This window comes from Pedobacter terrestris (assembly GCF_052343045.1).
Classification (GTDB): domain Bacteria; phylum Bacteroidota; class Bacteroidia; order Sphingobacteriales; family Sphingobacteriaceae; genus Pedobacter.
Genome location: NZ_CP180264.1, coordinates 4303025 through 4326764, shown reverse-complemented (window position 1 = coordinate 4326764; position 23740 = coordinate 4303025). Strand labels below are relative to the sequence as shown.

The window sequence follows — 23740 nt, the reverse complement described above, 5'->3', positions numbered from 1 at the left end:
ATCGTTCTTTATTCTATTTTATTAAACGTTTAAAGGACGCGAAAGTTTGTCTGTTTACCCAGTGTTTTAAGTGTACAATTGTGCTTTTTACCGGTACTTTTTTCCATAAAAAAACCTCCTGAACAGAGCTCAGGAGGTTGTATTTTAAAGATTAAAAATTAATCGATTACGGTAATTTTTAACATATTGGTTTTGCCTTTTACTTCCATCGGGATAGCAGCAGTATTGATAACAATATCGCCAGATTTAACCAGTTTTTTGCTTTTCAAAAATTCGTTTACTTCGATAATGGTATTATCGGTGCTTTCGAATTTATCATAATAGAAGCCTCTTACTCCCCAAAGCAAACTTACTGCATTTAATAATGCTCTGTTACTAGTAAAGATAAAAGTTAAGGCCTCCGGACGGTGACTGGAAATTTCAAAAGCAGTATAGCCACTCAAAGTCATAGAAACAATACCAACAGCATTGGTTTGTTTAGCTAAGAAACAAGCAGAATCGCAAATTGCATCACTTAAAAATGATTCAGATTTCGGTTTTAAGTATTTATCCGGGTGGAATGGATAGTTGTTTTCTTCAATGTTCTGGATAATTTTCTGCATCGTTTCGATAACGATTAACGGAAATTCTCCAACAGAAGTTTCTCCACTTAACATTACCGCATCTGCACCATCCAATACAGAGTTTGCAACATCATTTACTTCAGCACGTGTTGGGCGAGGTGTAGTGATCATACTCTCCAACATTTGTGTAGCCACAATTACAGGTTTAGAAGCTGCTCTACATTTAGCTACAATCATTTTCTGTAATAATGGAACTTCTTCCATCGGACATTCAACCCCCAAATCTCCACGAGCAACCATAATGCCATCTGTTACAGCGATAATTTCGTCGATATTTGCAATGGCTTCAGGTTTTTCAATTTTTGCAATTACACGCGCTGTTTTACCACGTTCTGCAATAATTTTTTTCAACTCTATAATATCCTCAGCCTTACGAACGAAAGATAAACCAATCCACTCTACATCATTCTGAAGAACAAATTCCAGGTTTTCGCGATCTTCTGGCGTTAAAGAAGGAATTGAAACTTTTGTATTAGGAAGGTTAACACCTTTTCTTGAAGTTAAGATACCACCATGAACAATCTCGCAAACAACCTCATCTTCCTGGTTGGTTTCCAAAACTTTCATTTGAAGTTTTCCATCATCTAATAAGATGATTTCGCCTTTTTGAACATCTTTAGGGAAACTTGGATATGTAATGTAAATACGTTCTTCATTACCAATACATTCTTTCGTGGTAATGATGGTTTTAGCACCATTAATTAAGTTAATACCACCTTCTTTTACCAAACCAATACGGATTTTAGGACCTTGTAAATCGGCAAGGATACCTACGTTATAATCGTATTTTTTGTTCAGATCCTTAATGGTATCTAAAACTTTTTGGTGGTCAGCTTGTGAGCCATGGGAAAAATTTAAGCGGCAAACGTCTAGACCTGCATTAAACATGCTGTATAAAACATCTGGTTTCGCTGATGCTGGCCCAAGCGTAGCAACAATTTTAGTTCTGGAATGAAATGGTTTCATTTAATAATTGATTTTAGCAATGCGGTTTGTGAGCGTCAATTATCATCTAAATTAATCAAACTGCATTAATATTTATATATTTTGTTTTTTCGTTTGTTGTTTAACCCTCAAATATAGTGTAATTAATACACCATGTATATAATTTTTATATTACCAAATTTTCCTTGCTCTTCAGTTTAGATGGGTCTATTTTTGCAGCTACCTGAATATCAGGTATTTTATTCAATCCGTTGAGGAGATAATTCAAGTCGTCCTTATCGATAAATTCTTTAATGATAATAAAAAAATCAACATTACTCATTTCCGGAATCAGCAATCCATCTAAACTTCGGTTGCTAATCAGGTAATATTCAACGTCTCCTTGCTCTACAAAAAAGTAATATTTAGAGAAATACCAGGCAGGTTCATCAATGTTAAAAAATATTTCGTGGTCATCCACTTTCTCAAAATGTGTATCTAATCGCGTATTAATTTTGTGGCAGAGTACATAGTCTTTTAGTGGCGCTGTGATTGCAATTAGTATGAAATCAAGGTCTAAAGTGAGTTTTAGATAAGTTTTATTCAAGGCAAAATAAATTATTAAGAGAACGAATTTAAAAAACTAATTCTATATTCGCTGTGTTATTTACGAACCAAGATAAGGTGTCGAAATAAAAACATTTGAAAATTGTAAGAATTTATTTTTCTTTGCACTGAATTATTTAACCATTAAATTATAAAATTATGTCTGATATTGCTTCAAGAGTAAAGGCTATTATCGTAGAAAAATTAGGTGTTGATGAAAGCGAAGTTACACCAGAGGCTTCATTCACCAACGATTTGGGTGCAGATTCTTTAGATACCGTAGAATTAATTATGGAATTTGAAAAAGAATTTAATGTAGCTATTCCTGATGATCAGGCTGAAACCATCGGTACTGTTGGTCAAGCAATCGCTTATTTGGAAAAAAACGTTAAGTAGAAAGTACGCTTTTTCAGTATAAATGGAATTAAAAAGAGTAGTAGTAACAGGGTTAGGTGCGCTCACTCCAATAGGTAATACCGTTCCCGAATTTTGGGAAGGTTTAACTAATGGGGTGAGTGGCGCTGCTCCTATCAAGGGTTTTGACACAGAAAAGTTCAAGACAAAGTTTGCATGCGAGGTTAAAAATTTTAATCCGGAAGATTTTCTGGAAAAGAAAGAAGCCCGTAAGCTAGATCCGTTTGTACAGTATGCGCTTGTCGCAACAGATGAAGCTGTGAAAGATGGTGGTTTTAATTTTTCGGAATTGGATACCAACAGGATCGGTGTAATCTGGGGTGCTGGAATTGGCGGTTTAAAAACTTTCCTGGATGAAGTAAGCAATTTTGCGAAAGGAGATGGTACACCTAGGTACAATCCATTCTTTATTCCTAAAATGATTATTGATATTGCTCCCGGGCATATTTCAATTAAGTATGGCCTGCGTGGGCCTAACTTTGCAACTGTTTCTGCGTGTGCTTCATCAACAAATGCCATGATTGATGCGTTCAACTATATCCGTTTGGGTATGGCTGATGTGATCATTAGTGGTGGTTCTGAAGCGATTATTAATGAAGCAGGTATGGGTGGTTTTAACGCCATGCATGCATTGTCTACACGTAATGATGATCCGTCAACGGCTTCCCGCCCGTTTGATAAAGATCGCGATGGCTTTGTAGCTGGCGAAGGTGCCGGAACAATTATCCTTGAAGAACTTGAACATGCCAAAGCAAGGGGGGCAAAAATTTATGCCGAACTTGTAGGTGGTGGAATGAGTGCTGATGCAAATCACATCACTGCCCCACACCCTGAAGGTTTAGGTGCTAAAATGGTAATGTCTAACGCACTGAGAGATTCTGGGTTAACAACTGCTGACATTGACTACATCAATGTGCATGGTACATCTACTCCACTTGGAGATATTAGTGAAACCAAAGCTATTGCAGATCTTTTCGGAGAAGATGCCTATAAACTTAACATCAGTTCTACAAAATCAATGACAGGCCACCTTTTAGGTGCAGCTGGTGCCATTGAAGCTATTGCTGCGATTCTTTCTGTTCAGAACGATATTGTACCTCCAACAATTAATCACTTTACTGATGATCCAGCATTTGACCCTAAATTGAACTTTACATTTAATAAAGCGCAAAAACGTACTGTTAGAGCTGCTTTAAGTAATACTTTTGGTTTTGGTGGACATAATGCCTCAGTAATTTTTAAGAAGTACGAAGGTTAGTTTATTGCTTTGTGATAATTTTGTATGCTGGTTAAAAATAGATAACTTAGTTAAATATGCTAATTAGCCGTTAATTCTGTTATTTCGTTTAATGCCGATATTCAAATTATATAAACTTTATGTTTCCCCAGAAAGGGAGTTTGTCAAAAAGCTAAAGAATATTTTAGGCTTTGTGCCCGGAAATATTACTTTATACAAAATGGCATTCAGGCATCGTTCTGTTGCTAAACTTCTGCAAAATGGAAGTCGGAGCAGCAATGAACGATTGGAATTTCTGGGCGACGCGGTATTGGGTTCGGTAATTGCCGAACTCTTATTTAAACAATATCCGTATAAAGAAGAAGGCTTCCTTACAGAAATGCGTTCAAAGATTGTTAACCGTGCCAATCTTAACCAGTTGGCCAGGAAAATGGGCTTTGATAAACTGATTCAGTTTGACCAGCGTTCTGTAAGCGTTCAGACCAAACACAACTCTATGCTGGGTGATGCTTTTGAAGCCATCATCGGCGCAATCTACCTGGATAAAGGCTATAATTTTGCAAAAGAGTTTCTTTTGAGAAGAATCGTTAAGCCACATATCGATATCCACACGCTGGAACTTACCGAAACCAATTTTAAAAGTAAACTTATTGAGTGGTGCCAACGTCACGGCAAAGATGTGATGTTTGAATTGGTTCAAAACGAGGAAGGTGAAAGCGCAAAACTCTTCACCATTAGTGCATTAGTTGATGGCGAGCGTTATGGTACAGGACGCGATTACAACAAGAAAAATGCAGAAAAGCTTGCTGCTGAAAAAGCTTGTGAAGCACTTAGTATTTAGATTGTTGGTTCATTAGTGATTAGTCATTAGTTCATTAATTCATTTGGAATGAGAGATTTGAACTTAACCAGCCGGACTTCAAAAGCCTTTTGAATGATCTGAAATATAAGTATTGATATTACTTTCCGCCTTTTCCGAGTGTATCACTAAACTTTTTGGTAGAATCTTTAATGTATTTTAAATAGTCGTAACTGTTCCAATTCTGGGCTTTTTCGTAATCAGGCCGACAATTCAACATGTATGTTTCTAGGTCTTTTCCCTTTAAATCTGAATTTTTCTGGATGGTGGTTGCATTGAAATAAACATCTATTTCACTCTGTTTAATCTCATTATCTGCATAACGATTGAATCTTCTGGCATTTTTTGGATCTTTGCCAAACAGGTTATAAATGGCATTAAATGGATGAAAAACTGAGCCGAGAATAGAAGATTTTCCGCCGTTGTACACACCTTTGTTCCGGAAATCCCGTCTGATTTCGGCCAGATCGTCTTTTTTTGTATTTCCCCTAATGGTTACTTCATCCAAGGTTGTAGTGCCACGAAGCAGATAAATAATTAAATCTTTCTGATCCTGAACAATAACGGTTTGGTCTTGCAGGTTCCGTTTGGTGATCAATAAGGTATCGCCAATAATGGCTTTAAGTTGGAAAAATCCCATATCGTTACTACCTACAGCCAATTGAGTTCTGGTATTGGTAATTACGGCTAAAGCAACCCGAATATTTGTTCCTCTTTCAAAAACTACACCTTTTACCAGAAAATCCTGTGCCTTTATAGGAAAGCCAGCAAGCGTTAAAAATGTTATAAGCAGAATAAATTTTAATTTCATGTGTTTTTTTAAGGTACCTGTTTCAAGGTATCCAAATAATGTTTAGCCGAACGCCTGATGTATGTAATCGCATCATAATTATTCCATTTGCTCGTTTGCTCAAGCGTTGGCCTGTAGTTCAGTAAAAATTGCTCAAGATTGTTACCATTCAAAGTTGTATTTTCCTTAACCAATGTTGTGTTAAAAAACCGGTCTATTTCCATTTCATCAAACTCACGGTTATAATATTTATTAAATCTACTGGCATTTTTTCTGTCTGCTGAAAGCAATTCTTGTATAACAGAAATTGGTGACTTTAGATACTGGAAAATACTTCTTTTGTGGTTGTAAAAATACGTTTTATTGCGATGTTCAAGTTTCGCCTCTGTCAAATTTTGTTTTTTATTTGTGGCTAAAATGGTCACTTCATCCAAATTGATATTCATTCTCCTGAGATGGACAATAACATCTTTTTTGTCTGTAACCTTAATTTTTTCCTGAATGAAATTGGCTTTCCTAAAAACTAATGTATCTCCAATTTCCGCAACCAGTTGAAAATAACCCATGTCATTAGTTCCAACAGATTCGTTTGTTCTTTTGTTTGTAACAGTGGCGAGCGCAATTCTTATGGTTGTACCTTTTTCCAGTAATGTTCCTTTTATAAATTCCTGAGCGTTAGCGCAGCACATAGCCGTTGAAAAGACTGTAAAAAGAATCAGGAATATATACAATTGATTAGTTTTCATCTCTCTCAAGATTTTTATAAAAGTACGCTTTGTTAAAGTTTATAGTTGTTAATGAAACGTTAACAGGTTTTGTCGCTCGGACGCATCTGTTCCACGCCGCTTAAGCTCCGTTACACATCAGTTGACTAATCGAATACAAACTTATTTTACTACCTTTGCGCATGATAAAATCCATGACAGGATATGGCTTAGCAACAGCCGACTATGCAAACGCAAAATACAGCGTAGAAATCAAGTCGCTTAACAGCAAGTTCCTCGAACTGAACCTAAAATTCCCAAAATCTTTTTCAGATAAGGAAATCATTCTCCGCAATGTATGCAGCAAAGATATTGAGCGTGGAAAAGTAAGTCTCAACATTACTGTAGAACGTAACGGTGGCGAAGTAAGCGGCGCAACCATCAATACCGCACTTTTAACACATTATTACAAGCAGTTGACTACAGTAAATGCCGAGTTAGATGCCAATACAAGCAATTTATTGCAAACGGCATTAACCTTTCCTGATGTAATTACTTATAAAGAAGAAAGTGTTACAGAAGAAGAATGGAATCAGTTGTACAAGATATTTACTCAAGCTTTAGGTAGTTTCAACTCTTTCAGGCAAGATGAAGGCGCGGTGCTTAAAACAGATCTTGAACTTAGAATTACCAATATCCTATCATACTTTAAGTCTGTAGAAGAACTTGAACCGCGCCGTATTGCAAACATCCGCGATAAGTTTAATCAGTTTTTGGATGATGCCGTAGGAAAGGTAAATGTAGATCAGAACAGATTTGAACAAGAACTCATTTATTACATTGATAAAATAGATATTACCGAAGAGAAAACCCGGTTGAGAAGCCATTGCGAATACTTTTTACAAACACTAAATAGTAAAGAGGCAAACGGTAAAAAATTAGGATTTATTTCTCAGGAGATTGGTCGGGAGATTAATACGATGGGCGCAAAAGCGAATGATGCACAAATTCAGCAGTTCGTTGTCGGGATGAAAGAAGAGTTGGAAAAAATCAAAGAGCAACTTTTAAACGTATTGTAGTATAGAGCAAAAAGACTAAAGCTAAAAGTTACTTTAGTCTTCCTGCTTTCAGCTTTTAGCTTAAAAAATGAAACAAGGCAAATTAATTATATTCTCGGCTCCATCTGGCGCAGGTAAAACCACTATCGTTCATCATTTACTAACTAAGTTCCCTGAGCTAAGTTTTTCAATATCTGCTACTACGCGCGGCAGCCGCGGAACAGAGCAACACAATAAAGATTACTATTTTATCTCTAAAGAAGAATTTTTACACCGTGTGTCTCAGCATGAGTTTGTAGAGTTTGAAGAAGTTTACAATGGTACTTTTTACGGAACATTGCGTTCTGAAATTGAGCGTATCTGGAATGCCGATCAACATGTGATTTTCGATATTGACGTTGAAGGCGGATTGCGTTTAAAACGTAAGTATGAAGAAGATGCATTAGCCATTTTTGTGCAGCCACCATCGTTAGAGGTATTAAAGGATCGTTTATCTGGCCGGGGAACAGATAGCGCGGCAAAGTTGCAGGAACGTTTTGCAAAGGCAGAAAAAGAATTGCAATACGCGGATAAATTTGATGTTATTTTGAATAATTTCGACCTGGGGACAGCATGTGCTGAGGCAGAAAAATTAGTAGGCGATTTCCTGAAAAAATAGAGTTTCGCCTTTTTTAAAGGTTAATATTAAAGTTTCGTAATGAAAACAGGACTTTTTTTTGGCTCGTATAATCCCATCCATACCGGGCATCTGATCATTGCAAATTATTTAGCCAACCATACCGATTTAACAGAAGTGTGGTTGGTTGTATCTCCTCAAAATCCGCTCAAAGAGCGCAAAGGCTTGGGCAACATGTACGATCGTTTGGAGATGGCGCGCTTAGCAACGGAGCATACAGAAAACATTGAGGTGAGCGATATTGAGTTTAAACTACCGCAACCGTCTTACACGGTAGATACTTTAGCTTATCTTAAAGAGAAATATCCGAGCAAAACCTTTGCGCTAATTATGGGTGCAGACAATCTCGTTTCGCTCAGGAAATGGAAAAATTATGAGATTTTGCTGCGCGATTATACCATTTATGTATATCCTCGCCCAGGTTCTGATGTAGCAGAATGGGAAAATCACCCTTCCATTGTCATCACTGAAACTCCACTGATGGAAATTTCTTCAACTTTCATTCGCAAATCCATTCAGGAGAAGAAGAATGTGCAGTTCTTCTTGCCCGAAAAAGTGATTGATTTTATTGATGGAAAAGGAATGTATCGTTAATGCTATCGTTTTCCTTTAAAACAATAGGAAAATAGCTGGTTTTTTATGAAGATCAACTTCCTCTTTACGCCATTGTGCGATACTTTGGGTTTTGATAAATTCATCTTCAGCTGTAATATTGCAAGCGATACAAAGCTGCGTATTTCCTTTACAACTCTTTAAAATGTTCTCTAACATTTGATTGTTACGAAATGGAGTCTCGATAAAAAGTTGAGTTTGTTTATAACGTGTTGCAGAAATTTCCAGGTCTTTAATGCGTTTGCTTCTCTGCTCTTTATCAATAGGTAAATAACCCCAGAATGTAAAACTCTGTCCATTAAAACCGGAAGCCATTAAAGCAAGTAAAATAGAACTTGGACCAACCAAAGGAACTACTTTTATGCCTTTTTTGTGTGCTTCTGCGACAATTTCTGCTCCCGGATCTGCTACACCCGGACAACCGGCTTCACTCATCAGACCAACATCTTTACCCTCTAACAATTCTTTAAAAAACGGACCTAGATTTTCACGGTTGTGTTTACCATAATCATGTACCGTTAAATCTTTCTGCGGAGTTTTTAATCCCGCCTCTTTAAGGAAGTGTCTGGCGGTTTTAGAATTCTCTACAATATAGGTGTCAATTTGATTGATGGTTTCAACCAGGTATGGAGTAAAAGATTTAGCGGTAACTTCCTCGGCCAATGGTACGGGAATCAGATATAAAGTGCCTTTTTGCATGGTACAAAAGTACTTACAAAAAAACAGAATTTAAGTTTTAAAATTTGTATGTATACCGGCATATTCGCGCAGAGCTTAAGTTGTGTAGCAAATTTTATTTTAAACTGACTTAATTTTAACACAATCATTTGATGTTTAAAGCGTTAAATAAGTGTTAAAAGTGCTTTTCGGAGCAATACCGGAATAAAAACAAAAAGCTATGCTGGCATATTAAACCTTTGCATGGTTTTAGCTATCTAATCATTACACACACAAACCAAAATACACAAATGAAAACACTGAAAACAACGGCCATTGCGTTGGGGCTTTTCGGGCTCCTTGCCGGCAGCAACTCTGTAGTCCGGGCGCAGGACTATTCTGATAATTATCAGGATGAGTATTACAATGACAACAACGTGTCTCTGCAAACCTTTTACGATGAACTTTCTCCTTATGGCACCTGGATCCAGGATCCCCAATATGGATATGTTTGGCGGCCAGATGTAGATCAGTCTGATTTCAGACCTTATTATACAAATGGCAGATGGGTAATGACAGAATATGGCAATACTTGGGTGTCGAATTACAACTGGGGCTGGGGGCCTTTCCATTATGGCCGCTGGGTATACAATAGCTATAGACAATGGGTCTGGATGCCTGATACAACCTGGGGCCCGGCTTGGGTAGACTGGAGAAGTGGCGATGGATATTATGGTTGGGCACCAATGGCTCCCGGTATTAATATTAACATTAGCTTCGGCCGCAGATATGTAGTCCCTGAGTTTTGCTGGAATTTTATCCCTCAGGCAAATATTTACATCAATTCCTTCCCAAGATATGACTACGGAAGAAATAATGTTTATTACCGCAATACAACGATCATCAACAACACATATGTGTATAACAATAGAAGTTATTATGGTGGACCAAGAAGAGAAGATATCAGAAGGGCCACAAACAGAGATGTTCGGGTTTATCGGGTTACACAAAGCAGCAGGCCAGGCGTTGGCCGTGTAGACAGCAGACAAGTTTCTATTTATAGACCAAGGCCAGAACGTAATGTAGACAACAGAAGCGCAGCACCTAAAAACTTTGAACGTGGCAACGCAGGATTTGGACGCGGAGGAAATACGTCAAGGCAAAATGCTGATGTAAATAATCAGAACAGCCCACAACGAAATAATGGACAACCTCAACGAGGGGATGCCAATATGAACAGAGGAAATACAAATTCTCAAATGAATCGTGGTGATGTATATAATCGTGATGTAAACGGCAGCAGACCAAGCCGAAATAGCAGCGAGCAAATGCAACAACGGCAGCAACAATCTGATCAGCAGCGTGCACAAGCAGATCAACAACGTGCGCAACGTAACGAACAAATGCAGCAACAACGCCAGCAGCAGGTTGAGCAACAACGTAATCAACAACAACAGCGTGCGCAAATGGAACAGCAACGTGCGCAACGTAACGAGCAAATGCAGCAGCAACGCCAGCAGCAGGTTGATCAACAACGTAATCAACAGCAACAACAACAGCGTGCGCAGATGGAACAGCAACGTGCGCAGCGTAATGAGCAAATGCAACAGCAACGCCAGCAGCAGGTTGAGCAACAACGTAATCAACAGCAACAACAACAACGTGCTCAAATGGAACAGCAACGTGCGCAGCGTAATGAGCAAATGCAACAGCAACGCCAGCAACAACAGCAAAGACAACAGGCAGAACAGCAAAGGTCTCAACAACAACAACAGCAACAACAACAAAGAAGCTCTGAAAGTGGAAGACCAACACGGGGCGGAAGAGGATAATAACTACAATCCCGGCCCTAACGCCGGGATTTTTTATTGACCTGCTGCTTCTAAAAGCGTACTTAAATTTGATCCGCGAAAAGTGCTTTCGGCATCTGGATAGCGGTTTTCCGGATCGAGCAAAAAAGTATCTATTCCCAATTCCAAACCGAATTTAATTTCAGAATGTGCATCGTCTCCAATGATTAAAATGTCTTTGGTATCGAATCCATGTTGCTTAATCAAGTTTGCGAAAACTTCTTTCTTATTAGAAACTGAAACATCCACCACGTGTACTTCTTCAAAATCATCGGCTATGCCCAACATTTTGACTTTTGAAGTTTGTTGTTTAACAAAACCAGCCGTTACAATAAATTTACGGCCTTTAAGTTTTTTAATCAGGTGATAATCGGCGCTGGGTTTTAATGGTTCTGTAACCGATCTGGTTTGCAGATATTCCATTGTTTGCGTAACCGCTTCTGCTCTAAAACCATACTTTTCTGCCACTTTTAAAAAGGGCGTACGCAACATATCTTCTTTGGATCGCTCATATTCCAATTGGCTAATGCCCAAGTCTTGTTGCTCTAGTACATTGTACAATCCACGCATCAATTGTTCCTCATTTGGTTTGGTAAAATAGATGGTGTTGTCTAAATCGACAAAAAAAATGCTTTTCATGTATTTTGGCTTGAATGTTGAAAAAAATAAAACAGCTACCACAAATTACTGTTATTAAACAATAAACGAATTTAACATGAAAAAGGAAACAAAAATTATAGTAGGCGTTTTAGCAGGTGCTGCGCTTGGCGCAACCATAGCTTTGGCATTATCTTCCGATTCTTCTAATGACATTAAAGGAAAAGTATCAGACTGGCTGGCCGGTGTTCTTGATGCATCAAAAGATAAACTTGCAGATTTAGCAGGCAAAGCAACAGATGTTGCGGATAAGGTTAAAGATAAAATAGCCGACATAAAAGCATAAAAGAAATACACTGCCCGATTTTATCCGGCAGTGTATTTTCTTAGAATACTAACCATTTATTAAATGAAAATTACTTTTCATGGAGCTGCCCGCACGGTTACGGGAAGCAAACACCTCATTACGCTCAAAAACAATACTCAAATACTTCTCGATTGTGGCATGTTTCAGGGTATGGGGCAGGTTACAGAAAAATTGAATGATTATTTTGGCTTTAATCCAAAAAACATCACGCATCTTGTATTGTCTCATGCGCATATAGACCATTGTGGTTTGTTGCCAAAATTGGTTGCTGAAGGCTTTGAAGGGAAAATTTTCTGCACTTCGGCAACGATGGATTTGGCGAGAATTTTATTGATGGATTCTGCAAAAATCCAAATGCAGGATGCCGAATTTTCCAACAAACATTTGCGGCATGGTGAAAAGCCAGAAGAACCACTTTACACAGAAGACGACGTGATTAAAACGGTTGGCCAGATGAAAATTGTGGATTATGAAGAAGATTTTGAAATTGAACCTGACATCAGATTGAAACTTACAGATGCCGGTCATATCTTAGGCAGCGCGGCCGTTCATTTAACCATTACTGAAGATGGTAAGCCAACGCGAATTACATTTTCTGGCGATGTAGGTCGATATGGCGATTTATTACTTAAAAGTCCGCAGCAATTTGATCAGGCAGATTATATCATTATGGAATCGACTTATGGCGATTCGCTTCACAAAGATCTTGAACCTATCGAGAATATGTTGCTTGAGATCATTCGAAACACATGCACTATAAAAAAGGGCAAAGTAGTTATTCCTGCTTTTAGTGTAGGTAGAACCCAAGAACTCTTGTATGCATTGAATGGATTAGAGCTTAAAGGCAAACTTCCGGATATTCCGTATTATGTAGATAGTCCGCTTTCTTCTAAAGCCACAGAAGTTTTAAAAAACCATCCTGAAGTGTATAACAACGGGGTTAAAGAAACATTGAAAATTGATCATGACGTATTTGCCTTTAAAGGATTGAAGTTTATTGAGAGTGTTGAAGAATCGCGCGCATTAAACGATGATCCGCGGCCATGCGTCATAATTTCTGCATCAGGAATGGCAGAAGCCGGGCGCGTAAAACACCACATCAGAAATAACATAAGTAATGCAAAAAACACCATTTTAATGGTTGGATATTGCGAACCTTCTTCATTGGGCGGGCGTTTAATGGCCGGACAAAAAGTAGTAGATATTTTTCGCGAAGATTATGAAGTGAAAGCCGAAGTGCGTTCAATTAAATCTATGAGTGCACATGGCGACTACGAAGATTTGCTTCAGTTTTTGTCTTGTCAGGAGGCCGAAAAAGTTAAACAACTTTTCCTCGTTCATGGTGAGTATGATGTACAGCAGCATTTTGCAGGCACATTAAAAAATAATGGTTTTAAACATGTCGCCATTCCGGAATATCACCAAGAATTTGAGTTGTAGAACAATTCATTGAACACATAACAAAAGCCCGTTTTAACTCCGGGCTTTTTTCTTTCTGCTTTAGTCTTTCATCTTTATCTTTGCGCCATGGATGTTTTTGGAAAAGCCCTTAAAGATATTTATCAAAATGGCGAAGCAGATATTTTATGGCTTCACAATTCTTATGGCGAACCTGAAGAAATGCCGCTTGAATTTTTCTTTCGTGATGATGAAGATATGCCCGTTTTAGAACTTCAGGCATTGAAAATGTGCGAAGGTAAAGTTCTGGATATTGGTGCCGGCGTTGGAAGTCATGCTTTGTTGTTACAGGCTTTTAATATTGATGTTACTGCAATTGATATTTCTGAACAAGCGGTCGCGATTATGAAATACCGTGGCGTAAAAAAAGCATTTGTTCAGGATATTTTTACCTATACCGAAAAGTTTGATACCATTCTGATGTTGATGAATGGAATTGGCTTAACCGGGACTTTGGCGGGTTTTAAAGAATTTTTGGTAAAAATTCGGGATTTACTTAATCCAGGCGGCCAATTAATTTTCGATTCTTCAGATATTTCTTATCTCTATCATGACATGCCTAAACCGCAGAACCAATACTACGGCGAAGTCTCTTATCAATATGAATATAAGGGCGAGAAAGACAATTGGTTTAACTGGGTTTACGTAGATGAAGAAAACATTAAAGCCATAGCAGAGGAAACTGGCTGGAATTGTGAAATCATTTTCGACGACGGAGAAGATCAGTATCTGGTGAAACTGAGTTTAAAGTAATTGTATTTTACAAAGTTTGTTTAACCACCGAGAAGCTCGGAGAATATTCAAAAGACTTGAACTTTGATGTTTGCTTGAGATTAAGCCTTCAGGTTTGCTGCTTTGTATTTGCAACGGAATCACTGAAGGCACGGAAATCAGTTGGATTAAACAGAGTTTAATTGTGTTATGCTTTGCACAATTGCTTAACCACAAAGATCACTAAGAACACAGAGATGTTCACCGAGAATGCGTTCAAGCCTTCTTTGAGCCTTATTCTTTTTGCTTTAAGCTTTAACTTTAAAAATTAAAAAACGTTTGTCTGCCGCCTACTTTTTGTCCAAAATTCTGGATGTTATAAGTCAAGGTAAGCATTCCGTAGCGACCCAAATTGTTGCTTTGCGAATCTACAATCCTATTGCCTGTAATCTGAATGTTCCTGGATACATTGCTTTGCAAGATATCATTTACAGAGAATTTAAGTTGCGCCCGATCATTTTTTAAAAAGAGATATGTTAATGCAGCATTCCAAAGTTTAATATTGTTGTTGTAACCTGCAAGCTGCTGTGTGTTGACAGTAAGGAGAAAAGAGGTTTCAAAAACAAGTTTTTTAGGGTAGCGCACAACCAGTTCCGATGTAGAACTTTGCGTATTATAGCTCATATTGGTATAAAAATCGTCCTGATAATGGCTTCTGTTCATATTGATTGAATAACTTTGATTAAGCTCAACTTTATCATTAAAGTTCAATCGGACGCCGCCATTCGGACCGATGTAATAAATGTCTGAGTTACTTATTATTGCATTTACAATTACTGGCGAATGGTTATAATTCATCCAAAAACCGCCGCTTAGTTTTAATGATGTTTTATTAATTTTAAATTCTTTTGAAACATTAGATCCTCCACTAAAGCTGTAAATGCCGCTGCTGTTAATTGGGTTTGTAATTTGCACGCCTTCATTGGTAATGGTAGTGGTATTCACAATTCCATTTTTAGTAAAATTTGCATAAGCGTACAAATTGTAGTTGATCATACTTTTCGGGTCGTACTTATACATATTCATGCTCAGGTTCTGAGTACGTGCAGGTACCAGGTTTGGGTTGCCATTTCTAATGTACAATGCATTGGTATTATCTGGCACAGGTTGAATGTAACTTACATCAGGCTCTGTAAAACGCGCGCTATAATCAATCTGGAAAATTTTATACTTGAAAGAAAGCGACGGCCAGAAAAAATTAAATCTTTGGTTAATGTTTGCAGCAGTGGTAAAACTATTATTTAAGTAAATGTAGTTGTGTACAAAACCCGGTTGTATAAAAAGGTTTTTGTTTATTTTATAGCGTAAGCTTGCTCGTGCGTTGGTTTTAAAGCCCGATTGTTCTACCGTTTGGGTAAAATCCGGAATTACGATGTCATACAATTGGTTGGCCGGATTTCTATAGAAAGTACTCAGCGCATTTTCGTTGTCTAAAATATTTCCACTAAGGTTTATCCTCAAATCAAGTTTTTTAGAAATGGGTTCGGTATAATTTGCATATAGATAAGATCTGCTGTTCTCCACTTTGTTGTTTCGCAATTGGTCAATTTCTGATGTTGCTGGCGTAAGAAAAAAGACACTGTTGCTTTGGTTGTATGTTAGATTTGGCATTGGGTTTTGCGAAACATTAAATCCGGCATTTAAAGAACGTCCACCCTTTTTATAATCTTTTTGCAGATCTACATTTAACTGATAGGTGTTATTTGCCGTGTTTCTGTTGTTCAGGTTCTGTAAGGTATTAATCAATTGATTGTTCTCACTAGTATTGCTGGAAAAAGCAGAACTTATTGAATTTGCTGAACTGAGACTTACCATTGGGTTGATAAAAAGTTGCGTGAGTGAGTCAATTTTTATTTCCAGTTTGGCGCCAATATTATGCTTTAAAGTCAGTGTATTTGTATTTTCTGAAGCTGCAGTAATCAACCGGTCTTCGCCCAACGTTTGGTTGGTATTGCTTAATCTTTCGAGTACGTTATCGGCACGGCCGAAGAAATATTGGGTATTTACTTTAAGCCCTTTTTTAGTGATGGTGTTAAAATTGAAACCGCCGCCAGACGATGTTTGAACACCACTATATGTACCACCAAAATTTATTCCGTTAAATTCAAAATAACCAGTTGATGACATCATCATAGAGTTTACTCCGCTACGTGCAAAACCGCCAATTCTTTGAACATCATTTGGATTAAAACCTGGCTGGTTGATGTTGTTTCCATAAGCCAACACACTAACTTGGGTAGTATCTCTAAAAAAATTCATGATACCTCCGGCCTGATACATGTTTTTAATACCACCGCCGCCATACAGTTTCCCGAAAGCACCACTTTTAATGGCTTTTTTTAGTTTCAAATTAATGACTTGAGGTATTTCGCCTTCAGTTAAATCCGGATTTCTTCGTTTTGCGATTTTATCATCCGTTACCTGAACTTTATCAATAATATTTGCAGGTAAGTTTTTTGTCGCGATTTGTTGGTCTCCGCCAAAAAAATCTTTACCATCTACATAAATTTTGCTTACTTGTTTGCCATTAAAAGTGATGCTTCCATCGGCAGCAATTTGCACGCCGGGTAACTTCTTTAATAAATCTTCAACCACAGCAGAGGGCAGTGTTTTAAAAGCTTCTGCATTAAACTCAATTGTATCTTTACGCACTACAATTGGAGGCCGGTCTGCCGTAATTGTTACCTCACTCAAATCATTTTCCTTAGTATTCAGAAATATGGTGTCGAGGTTTAATGTGGGTTGCGCTTTGCTAATGATTATTTCCTTTTTAAAAGGAGCATATTGCCAGGCATTAACCACCAAACGGTATTTTGCATCCACCTGTAAATTGTTTAGCTTAAACAACCCTTTATCATCAGATAATTTGTAACCGATAAGTGTACTGTCGCCAGATTTATAAATCGAAACGGTTGCATAAGCCAATTTTTCCTTGTGATTTTTCTCATCGGAAAGATAACCCGTTACCGATCCGTTTTTCTGTGCGAAAAGATTAATAATACTTAGGAGGAGACTAATGGTTAGTAAGATTTTTTTCATAAGAGTTTTTTTGCATCAGCAATTTAAGTCGGCCAGATTTCTATAAGATAAAAAAGGGATGAAACGATCGATAAATGTGATGAATACGTTTGTTTTAGATAAGACGTGAAGATACGCTTTACGTTGCACGGAAATGTTTTGTAACTAAAATTTTAGTCGAAAAGAACTAAGCTTTGTTTCCGTTATTTTCGGCATAAATGCCTCTAGAATTTTTAGTCTACGATAACCGTATATAAAACAGAAAAGTCAGTTGTTGTACATTTGTTTCTGGAAGAAACCCGTTATCAATTTAAAAAAGTTGTTGTATACGGTTAGGGGCAATTGTGCTGCTTGATCGAAAACATCGTGATAAGCCGTTGGCCCGCCTTGTGTGTAGATGAAAAAAGCCGGAACACCTTTTTCGGAGAAAAAATAATGGTCGCTATTGGCCGCTTTACCACGTGAATTGATTTTGGAAATATATCGTTGGCTGTTGTTAATTTCATTCAATTGAGCAAATGCATTAGGATAAACGGTTGCATTTACGACAGTCATTCCGGCTTCGCCGGTGCCAACTAAATCCAGATTGAGCAAAAATTTGATGTGGCTTAACGGGATTAAAGGATTTTCTGTAAAATAGTGCGAACCAATTAATCCGGCTTCTTCTGCAGCAAAACAAACAAATACAATGGAGTAGTCTGGCTGATTTTGGCTGTAATATTTAGCTAGACTTAGTAATGTTGCAACGCCTGCAGCATTATCATTTGCGCCCGGAAAATAGGTTTCTTTTCCCATGCCACCCAAATGGTCATAATGTGCTGTAATCATCAATACAGAATCCGGATGTTTTTTCCCTTTAACTATTCCACAAACATTTGCGGCCTCAAAATCTGGAACAAAAACATTTTCGATATCGAGCTTAACTTTTTCAGGCTTTGCCGATAAACTTTTTTTGTGGATTTGAATGATAGTTTTATCGTTGGTTTCGGTAGCAACTGACCAGGTCAACTTATCTTTTAAAACAACCCGAAGATTACCTGAACCTTTAAAATTTGCACTGTCGGTTTGTATTAATGTTGAGATGGTATTTACACCAATACTTTCGTTATTGATGATAAAATCTTTTCCCGGAATGAGTTTTTTTCCGTTTACCTCTACCAACATTCTCCCAGGAAAGGTATTTACCGGGAAAGAAAATTTTTGCAGAAAATCATTTCCTAGCGGTTGTAATCCAATTTTTCTATATTCTTCTGAAATGAATTTTGCCGCGTTTGCCATGCCGTTTTTGATATAACCTCTGCCCCAAAATTTTGGCGATGTAAGTTCATTTACAATTTTTCTGGTATATGTAGAATCTTGTGCACAGCAGGTTAATGTGAAAAGTAGCGAAACAGCTAAAAAGACTTTTTTCATATTGAATGCTCAATGTAGACAATAAATTTTTATTGTAAAAATATCATACAGCACATCGTGCAATTGTGGGCTTGCCGGAAAATTAAAAGCTGAAATGGTATTTATTTGACGAGATTGAGCAGTAAGTCTGGCTTGTTTGTAGGCATTTGAATGTTTTACCGTTAAAAACGATGTAGTATTTTCCCACTCGTTACAAACGAGCGGGAGTGTTGTTGTTGAAAACAAGCTTAACTTTTATTCCAATCTGGTGGTAACCATCCTTTTTGTGGCGGTTGGTCTGTTTGTATATTTTGTGGTGAGGTTTTTCCTTTCTCAACCTCGTCTTTTATGAGTGCGAAATATTGCGGATTTTCATCCTGAAATATTTCATCACCATCTAATAGATAGGCACTCATAAAATGCGTTTTGGCTTTTTCCAGGTTTTGTTCTTCAAAATAAACCTGACCAATACAAAACCAGATATAAGGATTTGTAGTGCCATCAGGGCTCATTAATGCTTTCTGATACGCATTCATTGCACTTTCAAAATGTTGCTTATTGTACCAGGCATCGCCAATAGCAACGTAAAGCCAGGTTGCAGCTTCCCAGTCTGTTTTAGGTTCCGGTACAAGTGCTAGGGCTTCTTCATATAACTTTAACGCAGAGGTGAATTGTTCACGCGATGCATATTCGTCTCCTTGCTCAGAGAGAGAAGTTATTTTATCATAAATATCATCCGATAATTCCATGGCGATTATTTAGTGTATTTTTCCGGATTGCGGTAAAAGTCAAGGTAAACGTCATCTCCGCTTCCAAAGCAATGCCCCTCAGATTCGGCGTAGGCGGTTTTGAATGCTTGAAGCGCTTCATCATAGCGTTTTTCTTCGAATCTGATTTTTCCCGTCATTAAGCTGAGTTCTCCTGGGTGTTGCTGTTGTTTTTCATCCAGAAATGCCAATTTTTCCAGCCATTTATTGGCTTGTTCAAAATTTACATGGTGTTTGGAATAGAAGGTTATTAATACTTTTGCAACCCTAAAACTCTCTTCCCATTCTTCTTTAGGCTCAGGTATAGCATTCCATTTTTCCAGTTGCCAATTGATGAAGCCTTCAAAATCTTTTTTCTGAAAACATTCGCGTGCATTTGCGGTAAATAGGTTGATTTTTTCCTGTACGTCAGACTTTAATTCTTTACTACTCATATTTGATTTACTTTAACGGGGGTAAGTATTCTTCCAATAACTGTGCGCCCTTACTTCTATTTGTTTTGTAATATTCGTAAACGTAATTTTTTGAATCCAGCATCCATTCTCTTACTTCTTTGGATTTTGCACCATAATTCCTCCCTGTTTTATTCCACCAGGAAACCGCATCTTCTATGTGCCCCATATCCGCCTCTTTAATATTTCGCCAGATTTTGTTCTCCGCATCATAAAATTCTTTGGCTACATTCCCGAAATCGTCTACCACCTCTCTGGCTGTTCCGGCTTTTTTCATGCGTTCAAAAACTTCTTTTCCTGTTCTTGAAGCTTTACCCGGAGTTCTTCCTAAGTATTTAAGCCTTTTACTGATTTCTTTGATTGCGCCTGTAATACACTTTGCTGCATTATGCACTAACCATGCCAATACACCAACAAAATAAGTATGCCAGCCGGCTACTTCAAAGTTAAAAACTTTGCGCTTCTGATAAGAAAAACCATGCTTTTTTATCGGTTTCCATTTGCCTTCTTTAGTTATTAATTCCTCACCTTCATTAAGGTCGGCAGCATCTTTCCATCCATTTCGCGTATAAAAAGGATGTTCTGCAGTGGTTTCTATGGTTTCACCTTCAAGGCTAATTTCGACAGTTGCATCTACTTCCCTTTGCATTGTCGAGATTACGTTTTTGAGTGCTGTAGTATTGGTTTCTTCATCCCAGGCCCACACTTCATCGCCTTCTAAAATATCTTCAATTGCCTTCTGTCCTTTTGATGTATGAACAAGTGTGCCTGCCGGAAAACATGCAAATACACAAACTTTCATGGTTGCTTTGGCAATATCATCTACATGTTTGGCAATACCTTTAGCCAAAGCTTTGGCACCTTGTTTAGTGAGTACTTTACCAGCGCTTTTTAACGCGGCTTTACCGGCCACTTTTAAGCCTGCTTTTAAACCGCCTTTTGCTGCGGTAGAAGCGGCGGTTGTTGCACCAAAACTAACCAATCCGGCAACGTCTAATGCCAGGAAACCAACGTTGGCTGCTGCCATCCACCAATCGCCTTTGGCCGCAGAGCGAACAATTCCAATTACACTTCCAACAACCGGAATCAATTCTGCGGTATCCCACCAGCCCCAACCTTCATCTTCTTGCTCTTCGCTGTGCTCATCGGTCATTGCAGCAAGATCTTCTTCACTAACCGGGATTTGTCCGCTGGTTATAAATTCTACTTTTCCACCAATGCTGCAAGGCAATTTAGATTTAAACAATAAGGTTTCTTTTCCCTTAATCTTTACCTTGTAGGTATCTGTCCAGTCGGTTGGTGCGGGTGTACAAGTAGAACCTGTAACGCTGCAAACGCCGAAAGACGGTATGTTTGCTAAAGGAATTTTATCTGCTTTGGTGCAGGCCATGCAGCCATTAATTTTTACATTCTGATTGGCAAGGCCTTTAAAAAAATTTGGCGCAGCACCTTTATCGCAATGGCAAACCGCTTTATCTACAATATATTCTAATTCGTCAGGCATAATTTTTAGGTTATATCAGTATCACTAGAACTAATTCTGATAGTAGTGGTTCCGCTCATTTTTACATCGGCTCCATCAATTGTAGTATCGGTATTGCCGGCAAATGTTGCAGAGGCCGTTGTACTTTCTACAGAGACATCGGTTTTTCCGGTTATGGCAACGCCCATTTCTGTCGCATCAATGGTAATACCTTCGGTATCCGCGGTTGCGGCAATAGTTTTTTTCGCACTAATGGCAATGGTTCCTTCTCCGCCGCCTTCTTCTCCGGGTTGTGCGTTTATTGCAATGCTGTTGCTTGCGTTTACTATAAAATCTTTTGTGTTGATGGTAAATGAATTGGGTGCTGTTAGTGTTACCTGACCATTTCCATGCATGGTGATTACATTGCCACTTGGATCTTTTACATTAATACTTCCATCGCTATCATTCATGATAATGGTATTCCCACTTCGGGTAGTCAGGGATTTTGTTTTATTTGTATCGCCGCCACCAGAACCTATTTTACCATGAAATACGCTACCCATAACAATTGGCCTTGCAATATTTCCCTCTTCAAATGCCACAACAACCTGATCTCCTTTTTCGGGGATGAAAGTAAAACCACGGTTTTTACTTACTTTATCAGAGCTGCCTGCATCTGGTGTTATTACCCGGAGCCATTCAGTAACGTCATTGGTTTGGCATTGCCACTTAAACTTTACTTTAATGCGGCCTTGCCCCTGCGGATCGGCATTATCTATAACATCGGCAAGCTGAATATCCGGATTGGGTCTGCTGAAGTTTTTAACTAAAATCCTTTCTGTTGTTGATACCAAACCCTCAAATGTATTGTGGTATTTTCCGGTACCATCTATATTGTGTGAAATATTGGTGATTAGAAATTTGCCCAGACTATCGGTTACAAAGGCCAATTCCTGCTTTAAACTCATGGTTACTTCGGCAATGCTGCCAATGGCGAGTTCTGCGTTATCGCCAGTTGCATTGATGCGCAAAAGTCCGCTGATGTTGGCTTTTTCTTCATTCTCTACATAACTTTTAATGTCGCCATTATTGTCTACGCGAATCAATGAAGGTTGATTGAATGTTTTACTATAGACTGTGTTTGATGCCTGTATTGCATGTGCGAGATCAGGATTTCCATCGGGTTTTCCGGGGCTTTCGCTGCTCAGCATTTCATCTTGTTTTGGATTGTAAGCAAACCGTTTGTTTTTAATTGGCGCAAGTTCCATCGCATATTGAAGGTTTTGAACATCGCGGCCATAAAAAAGTGCAACTTCTTTTTGTTCGTCTGGTTTACCGAAATTCAATTGTTCGCCATCGTAAAAAAACCATTCGTGATACTCACCAGATAAGCGGTTGAGGAAATCAAAATCACTTTCGCGGTATTGGATCAGGTAATCCACTGGTGCGGTTCTACTGGCTTTTGAGACAATTTTTAAATCATTTGCCGGCGTATCGCTTGTCGCCAGTTTAACAATATCGTCTAAACTTTTGTTGAGGTAAGAACCAAGATCTGGTCCGCGGTCAATTAAAATTGTTGGACTGTAACCACTTACAATTAGCAAACCATGGTAGCCGTGGCTTTGCGCCAATTCCACTTTAGTCACTAAACCAGCAAAATTCTGGAGTTTATCGGGCGTATGCCCAAAAGATGCGGTTAAGGTTTTCCCTACAAAATCCCGACTATCATTAAGCGAAACTAATCCAGGTGCGCCCATCTGATCGTGGTTAAAACGAAGTTCGAAATAATGGTGTTCATTAAATTTCTGCTGGAGTGAGAATGACGCAAAATGCGTAATTGCTTTCCCTTCGATATTGATTTCTGAAATCAGCTTCTTTTCCATAGTTGTATTATTTTACAGGCCATTTGGCATAATAGGCCAACACCCTGTATTTTCCATTCACTTTACCGAATACAAAGCCGAAATAACTTTCTGCCTGTGTATTCTGCTCCGGGTATTGAAGATAAACCTCATACATTTTGCTGCCTTTATCGCTGGTTTTTCTTAAATGCTGATAGTAAGGATCGTCTGTGTTTGTATTGATTTCTGATACATTTCCCATTGGGGTAACTGGCAAAAGCCGGATAACATCCTGATGGTAAATGGTGGTTTGATAAGTGCTAAATTCTGTAGACGAAATCGGGTATTTGGCAGTTTCGCGATTTTGATTTTCTGGAGATGATTTTCCAGTATAAAAAGGAAAATGCATGAGCGATTGAAGCGTTTTAAAGTTTTTGGTAGAGATGTTTTGTTTAAATTTTTTAAAAAATGTATTGAAATTTTCTTGTTTTGAAATATAGTAAACGGTGTTGATTTGCCCAGTATTTGCATCAATTCCAATAGATAGAACAATAGAAAGCAATATAAATCCATAAATTTTCATGGGCATTGATGTTTCGCAT

23 protein-coding genes are annotated in these 23740 nt (G+C 38.1%); 10 read left to right on the top strand and 13 right to left on the bottom strand.

Annotated features, from left to right (window positions below):
* Positions 1-158: 158 nt before the first annotated feature.
* Together pyk and ACJVDH_RS18500 are read right to left on the bottom strand one after the other, a co-directional pair.
* Positions 159-1589 carry a pyruvate kinase gene (pyk, locus tag ACJVDH_RS18505; protein WP_443944884.1) on the bottom strand — a complete coding sequence of 477 codons (1431 nt, stop codon included), beginning with the start codon at positions 1587-1589 and terminating at the stop codon, positions 159-161.
* A 145-nt stretch (positions 1590-1734) separates the two neighbouring features.
* The gene (locus ACJVDH_RS18500) at positions 1735-2154 is read right to left on the bottom strand and encodes an IPExxxVDY family protein (protein WP_443944883.1); all 420 of its coding nucleotides are present in this window, start codon (positions 2152-2154) and stop codon (positions 1735-1737) included.
* 158 nt (positions 2155-2312) lie between these two features.
* Here ACJVDH_RS18500 and ACJVDH_RS18495 point away from each other — a divergent pair, with 158 nt between their 5' ends.
* The 3 genes from ACJVDH_RS18495 (at position 2313) to rnc (ending at position 4645) form a co-directional block, all read left to right on the top strand.
* Positions 2313-2549, top strand: coding sequence for an acyl carrier protein (locus tag ACJVDH_RS18495; protein ID WP_008508386.1), 237 nt, complete (start codon positions 2313-2315; stop codon positions 2547-2549).
* 22 nt (positions 2550-2571) lie between these two features.
* Positions 2572-3825, top strand: a complete 1254-nt coding sequence (gene fabF, locus ACJVDH_RS18490) for a beta-ketoacyl-ACP synthase II (protein WP_443944882.1) — start codon at positions 2572-2574, stop codon at positions 3823-3825.
* A gap of 91 nt (positions 3826-3916) precedes the next feature.
* Positions 3917-4645 carry a ribonuclease III gene (gene rnc, locus ACJVDH_RS18485; RefSeq protein WP_443944881.1) on the top strand — a complete coding sequence of 243 codons (729 nt, stop codon included), beginning with the start codon at positions 3917-3919 and terminating at the stop codon, positions 4643-4645.
* A gap of 118 nt (positions 4646-4763) precedes the next feature.
* Here rnc and ACJVDH_RS18480 read toward each other — a convergent pair whose 3' ends face one another.
* Positions 4764-5474 (bottom strand): hypothetical protein, encoded by a 711-nt coding sequence (locus ACJVDH_RS18480; RefSeq protein WP_443944880.1) that lies wholly within the window; start codon positions 5472-5474, stop codon positions 4764-4766.
* Positions 5475-5482: 8 nt separating this feature from the next.
* Positions 5483-6199 (bottom strand): hypothetical protein, encoded by a 717-nt coding sequence (locus ACJVDH_RS18475; RefSeq protein WP_443944879.1) that lies wholly within the window; start codon positions 6197-6199, stop codon positions 5483-5485.
* A 173-nt stretch (positions 6200-6372) separates the two neighbouring features.
* On the opposite strand from ACJVDH_RS18475, the gene ACJVDH_RS18470 reads away from it, so the two are divergent.
* From ACJVDH_RS18470 to nadD, 3 genes are all read left to right on the top strand, one after another.
* A complete protein-coding gene (locus tag ACJVDH_RS18470; protein WP_443947637.1) occupies positions 6373-7236 on the top strand; it encodes a YicC/YloC family endoribonuclease in 864 nt (287 codons plus the stop codon).
* 67 nt (positions 7237-7303) lie between these two features.
* Positions 7304-7873: a guanylate kinase gene (gene gmk, locus ACJVDH_RS18465; RefSeq protein ID WP_443944878.1), complete on the top strand. Its 570-nt coding sequence runs from the start codon at positions 7304-7306 to the stop codon at positions 7871-7873.
* A gap of 39 nt (positions 7874-7912) precedes the next feature.
* The gene (gene nadD, locus ACJVDH_RS18460) at positions 7913-8485 is read left to right on the top strand and encodes a nicotinate (nicotinamide) nucleotide adenylyltransferase (RefSeq protein ID WP_443944877.1); all 573 of its coding nucleotides are present in this window, start codon (positions 7913-7915) and stop codon (positions 8483-8485) included.
* Positions 8486-8500: 15 nt separating this feature from the next.
* On the opposite strand, the gene ACJVDH_RS18455 is transcribed toward nadD, so the two are convergent.
* Positions 8501-9202: an SAM-dependent methyltransferase gene (locus ACJVDH_RS18455; RefSeq protein WP_443944876.1), complete on the bottom strand. Its 702-nt coding sequence runs from the start codon at positions 9200-9202 to the stop codon at positions 8501-8503.
* Between the two features lie 269 nt (positions 9203-9471).
* Between ACJVDH_RS18455 and ACJVDH_RS18450 the strand changes: the two genes are divergently transcribed.
* Positions 9472-10992: a DUF6600 domain-containing protein gene (locus ACJVDH_RS18450; RefSeq protein WP_443944875.1), complete on the top strand. Its 1521-nt coding sequence runs from the start codon at positions 9472-9474 to the stop codon at positions 10990-10992.
* Between the two features lie 33 nt (positions 10993-11025).
* On the opposite strand, the gene ACJVDH_RS18445 is transcribed toward ACJVDH_RS18450, so the two are convergent.
* Positions 11026-11649: an HAD family hydrolase gene (locus ACJVDH_RS18445; RefSeq protein WP_443944874.1), complete on the bottom strand. Its 624-nt coding sequence runs from the start codon at positions 11647-11649 to the stop codon at positions 11026-11028.
* Between the two features lie 76 nt (positions 11650-11725).
* On the opposite strand from ACJVDH_RS18445, the gene ACJVDH_RS18440 reads away from it, so the two are divergent.
* From ACJVDH_RS18440 to ACJVDH_RS18430, 3 genes are all read left to right on the top strand, one after another.
* Positions 11726-11953: a YtxH domain-containing protein gene (locus tag ACJVDH_RS18440; RefSeq protein ID WP_443944873.1), complete on the top strand. Its 228-nt coding sequence runs from the start codon at positions 11726-11728 to the stop codon at positions 11951-11953.
* Between the two features lie 63 nt (positions 11954-12016).
* Entirely contained in the window at positions 12017-13414 is a 1398-nt protein-coding gene (locus ACJVDH_RS18435) for an MBL fold metallo-hydrolase RNA specificity domain-containing protein (protein WP_443944872.1), read from the top strand.
* Positions 13415-13501: 87 nt separating this feature from the next.
* Positions 13502-14185 (top strand): class I SAM-dependent methyltransferase, encoded by a 684-nt coding sequence (locus tag ACJVDH_RS18430; protein WP_443944871.1) that lies wholly within the window; start codon positions 13502-13504, stop codon positions 14183-14185.
* A 279-nt stretch (positions 14186-14464) separates the two neighbouring features.
* Here the strand turns inward: ACJVDH_RS18430 and ACJVDH_RS18425 are convergent, their stop codons facing one another.
* The 7 genes from ACJVDH_RS18425 to ACJVDH_RS18395 all read right to left on the bottom strand — a co-directional run bounded on the left by ACJVDH_RS18425 (position 14465) and on the right by ACJVDH_RS18395 (position 23721).
* The gene (locus tag ACJVDH_RS18425) at positions 14465-17242 is read right to left on the bottom strand and encodes an outer membrane beta-barrel protein (protein WP_443944870.1); all 2778 of its coding nucleotides are present in this window, start codon (positions 17240-17242) and stop codon (positions 14465-14467) included.
* Between the two features lie 246 nt (positions 17243-17488).
* Positions 17489-18634 carry a M28 family metallopeptidase gene (locus ACJVDH_RS18420; RefSeq protein WP_443944869.1) on the bottom strand — a complete coding sequence of 382 codons (1146 nt, stop codon included), beginning with the start codon at positions 18632-18634 and terminating at the stop codon, positions 17489-17491.
* Between the two features lie 227 nt (positions 18635-18861).
* Positions 18862-19362, bottom strand: coding sequence for a tetratricopeptide repeat protein (locus ACJVDH_RS18415; protein WP_443944868.1), 501 nt, complete (start codon positions 19360-19362; stop codon positions 18862-18864).
* Positions 19363-19367: 5 nt separating this feature from the next.
* Positions 19368-19814 (bottom strand): hypothetical protein, encoded by a 447-nt coding sequence (locus tag ACJVDH_RS18410; protein WP_443944867.1) that lies wholly within the window; start codon positions 19812-19814, stop codon positions 19368-19370.
* Between the two features lie 7 nt (positions 19815-19821).
* Positions 19822-21336, bottom strand: a complete 1515-nt coding sequence (locus ACJVDH_RS18405) for a polymorphic toxin-type HINT domain-containing protein (RefSeq protein ID WP_443944866.1) — start codon at positions 21334-21336, stop codon at positions 19822-19824.
* Between the two features lie 5 nt (positions 21337-21341).
* Entirely contained in the window at positions 21342-23180 is a 1839-nt protein-coding gene (locus tag ACJVDH_RS18400) for a type VI secretion system Vgr family protein (RefSeq protein ID WP_443944865.1), read from the bottom strand.
* A 7-nt stretch (positions 23181-23187) separates the two neighbouring features.
* Complete coding sequence (locus ACJVDH_RS18395; protein ID WP_443944864.1) at positions 23188-23721, bottom strand: hypothetical protein; 534 nt, start codon at positions 23719-23721, stop codon at positions 23188-23190.
* Between the last annotated feature and the right edge of the window lie 19 nt (positions 23722-23740).

Bases quoted from the DNA above. Each gene is read 5' to 3' on its own strand.
- pyk (WP_443944884.1), bottom strand. From the start codon at position 1,589: ATGAAACCATTTCATTCCAGAACTAAAATTGTTGCTACGCTTGGGCCA.
- ACJVDH_RS18495 (WP_008508386.1), top strand. From the start codon at position 2,313: ATGTCTGATATTGCTTCAAGAGTAAAGGCTATTATCGTAGAAAAATTA.
- fabF (WP_443944882.1), top strand. From the start codon at position 2,572: ATGGAATTAAAAAGAGTAGTAGTAACAGGGTTAGGTGCGCTCACTCCA.
- rnc (WP_443944881.1), top strand. From the start codon at position 3,917: ATGCCGATATTCAAATTATATAAACTTTATGTTTCCCCAGAAAGGGAG.
- ACJVDH_RS18480 (WP_443944880.1), bottom strand. From the start codon at position 5,474: ATGAAATTAAAATTTATTCTGCTTATAACATTTTTAACGCTTGCTGGC.
- ACJVDH_RS18475 (WP_443944879.1), bottom strand. From the start codon at position 6,199: ATGAAAACTAATCAATTGTATATATTCCTGATTCTTTTTACAGTCTTT.
- ACJVDH_RS18470 (WP_443947637.1), top strand. From the start codon at position 6,373: ATGACAGGATATGGCTTAGCAACAGCCGACTATGCAAACGCAAAATAC.
- gmk (WP_443944878.1), top strand. From the start codon at position 7,304: ATGAAACAAGGCAAATTAATTATATTCTCGGCTCCATCTGGCGCAGGT.
- nadD (WP_443944877.1), top strand. From the start codon at position 7,913: ATGAAAACAGGACTTTTTTTTGGCTCGTATAATCCCATCCATACCGGG.
- ACJVDH_RS18455 (WP_443944876.1), bottom strand. From the start codon at position 9,202: ATGCAAAAAGGCACTTTATATCTGATTCCCGTACCATTGGCCGAGGAA.
- ACJVDH_RS18450 (WP_443944875.1), top strand. From the start codon at position 9,472: ATGAAAACACTGAAAACAACGGCCATTGCGTTGGGGCTTTTCGGGCTC.
- ACJVDH_RS18445 (WP_443944874.1), bottom strand. From the start codon at position 11,649: ATGAAAAGCATTTTTTTTGTCGATTTAGACAACACCATCTATTTTACC.
- ACJVDH_RS18440 (WP_443944873.1), top strand. From the start codon at position 11,726: ATGAAAAAGGAAACAAAAATTATAGTAGGCGTTTTAGCAGGTGCTGCG.
- ACJVDH_RS18435 (WP_443944872.1), top strand. From the start codon at position 12,017: ATGAAAATTACTTTTCATGGAGCTGCCCGCACGGTTACGGGAAGCAAA.
- ACJVDH_RS18430 (WP_443944871.1), top strand. From the start codon at position 13,502: ATGGATGTTTTTGGAAAAGCCCTTAAAGATATTTATCAAAATGGCGAA.
- ACJVDH_RS18425 (WP_443944870.1), bottom strand. From the start codon at position 17,242: ATGAAAAAAATCTTACTAACCATTAGTCTCCTCCTAAGTATTATTAAT.
- ACJVDH_RS18420 (WP_443944869.1), bottom strand. From the start codon at position 18,634: ATGAAAAAAGTCTTTTTAGCTGTTTCGCTACTTTTCACATTAACCTGC.
- ACJVDH_RS18415 (WP_443944868.1), bottom strand. From the start codon at position 19,362: ATGGAATTATCGGATGATATTTATGATAAAATAACTTCTCTCTCTGAG.
- ACJVDH_RS18410 (WP_443944867.1), bottom strand. From the start codon at position 19,814: ATGAGTAGTAAAGAATTAAAGTCTGACGTACAGGAAAAAATCAACCTA.
- ACJVDH_RS18405 (WP_443944866.1), bottom strand. From the start codon at position 21,336: ATGCCTGACGAATTAGAATATATTGTAGATAAAGCGGTTTGCCATTGC.
- ACJVDH_RS18400 (WP_443944865.1), bottom strand. From the start codon at position 23,180: ATGGAAAAGAAGCTGATTTCAGAAATCAATATCGAAGGGAAAGCAATT.
- ACJVDH_RS18395 (WP_443944864.1), bottom strand. From the start codon at position 23,721: ATGAAAATTTATGGATTTATATTGCTTTCTATTGTTCTATCTATTGGA.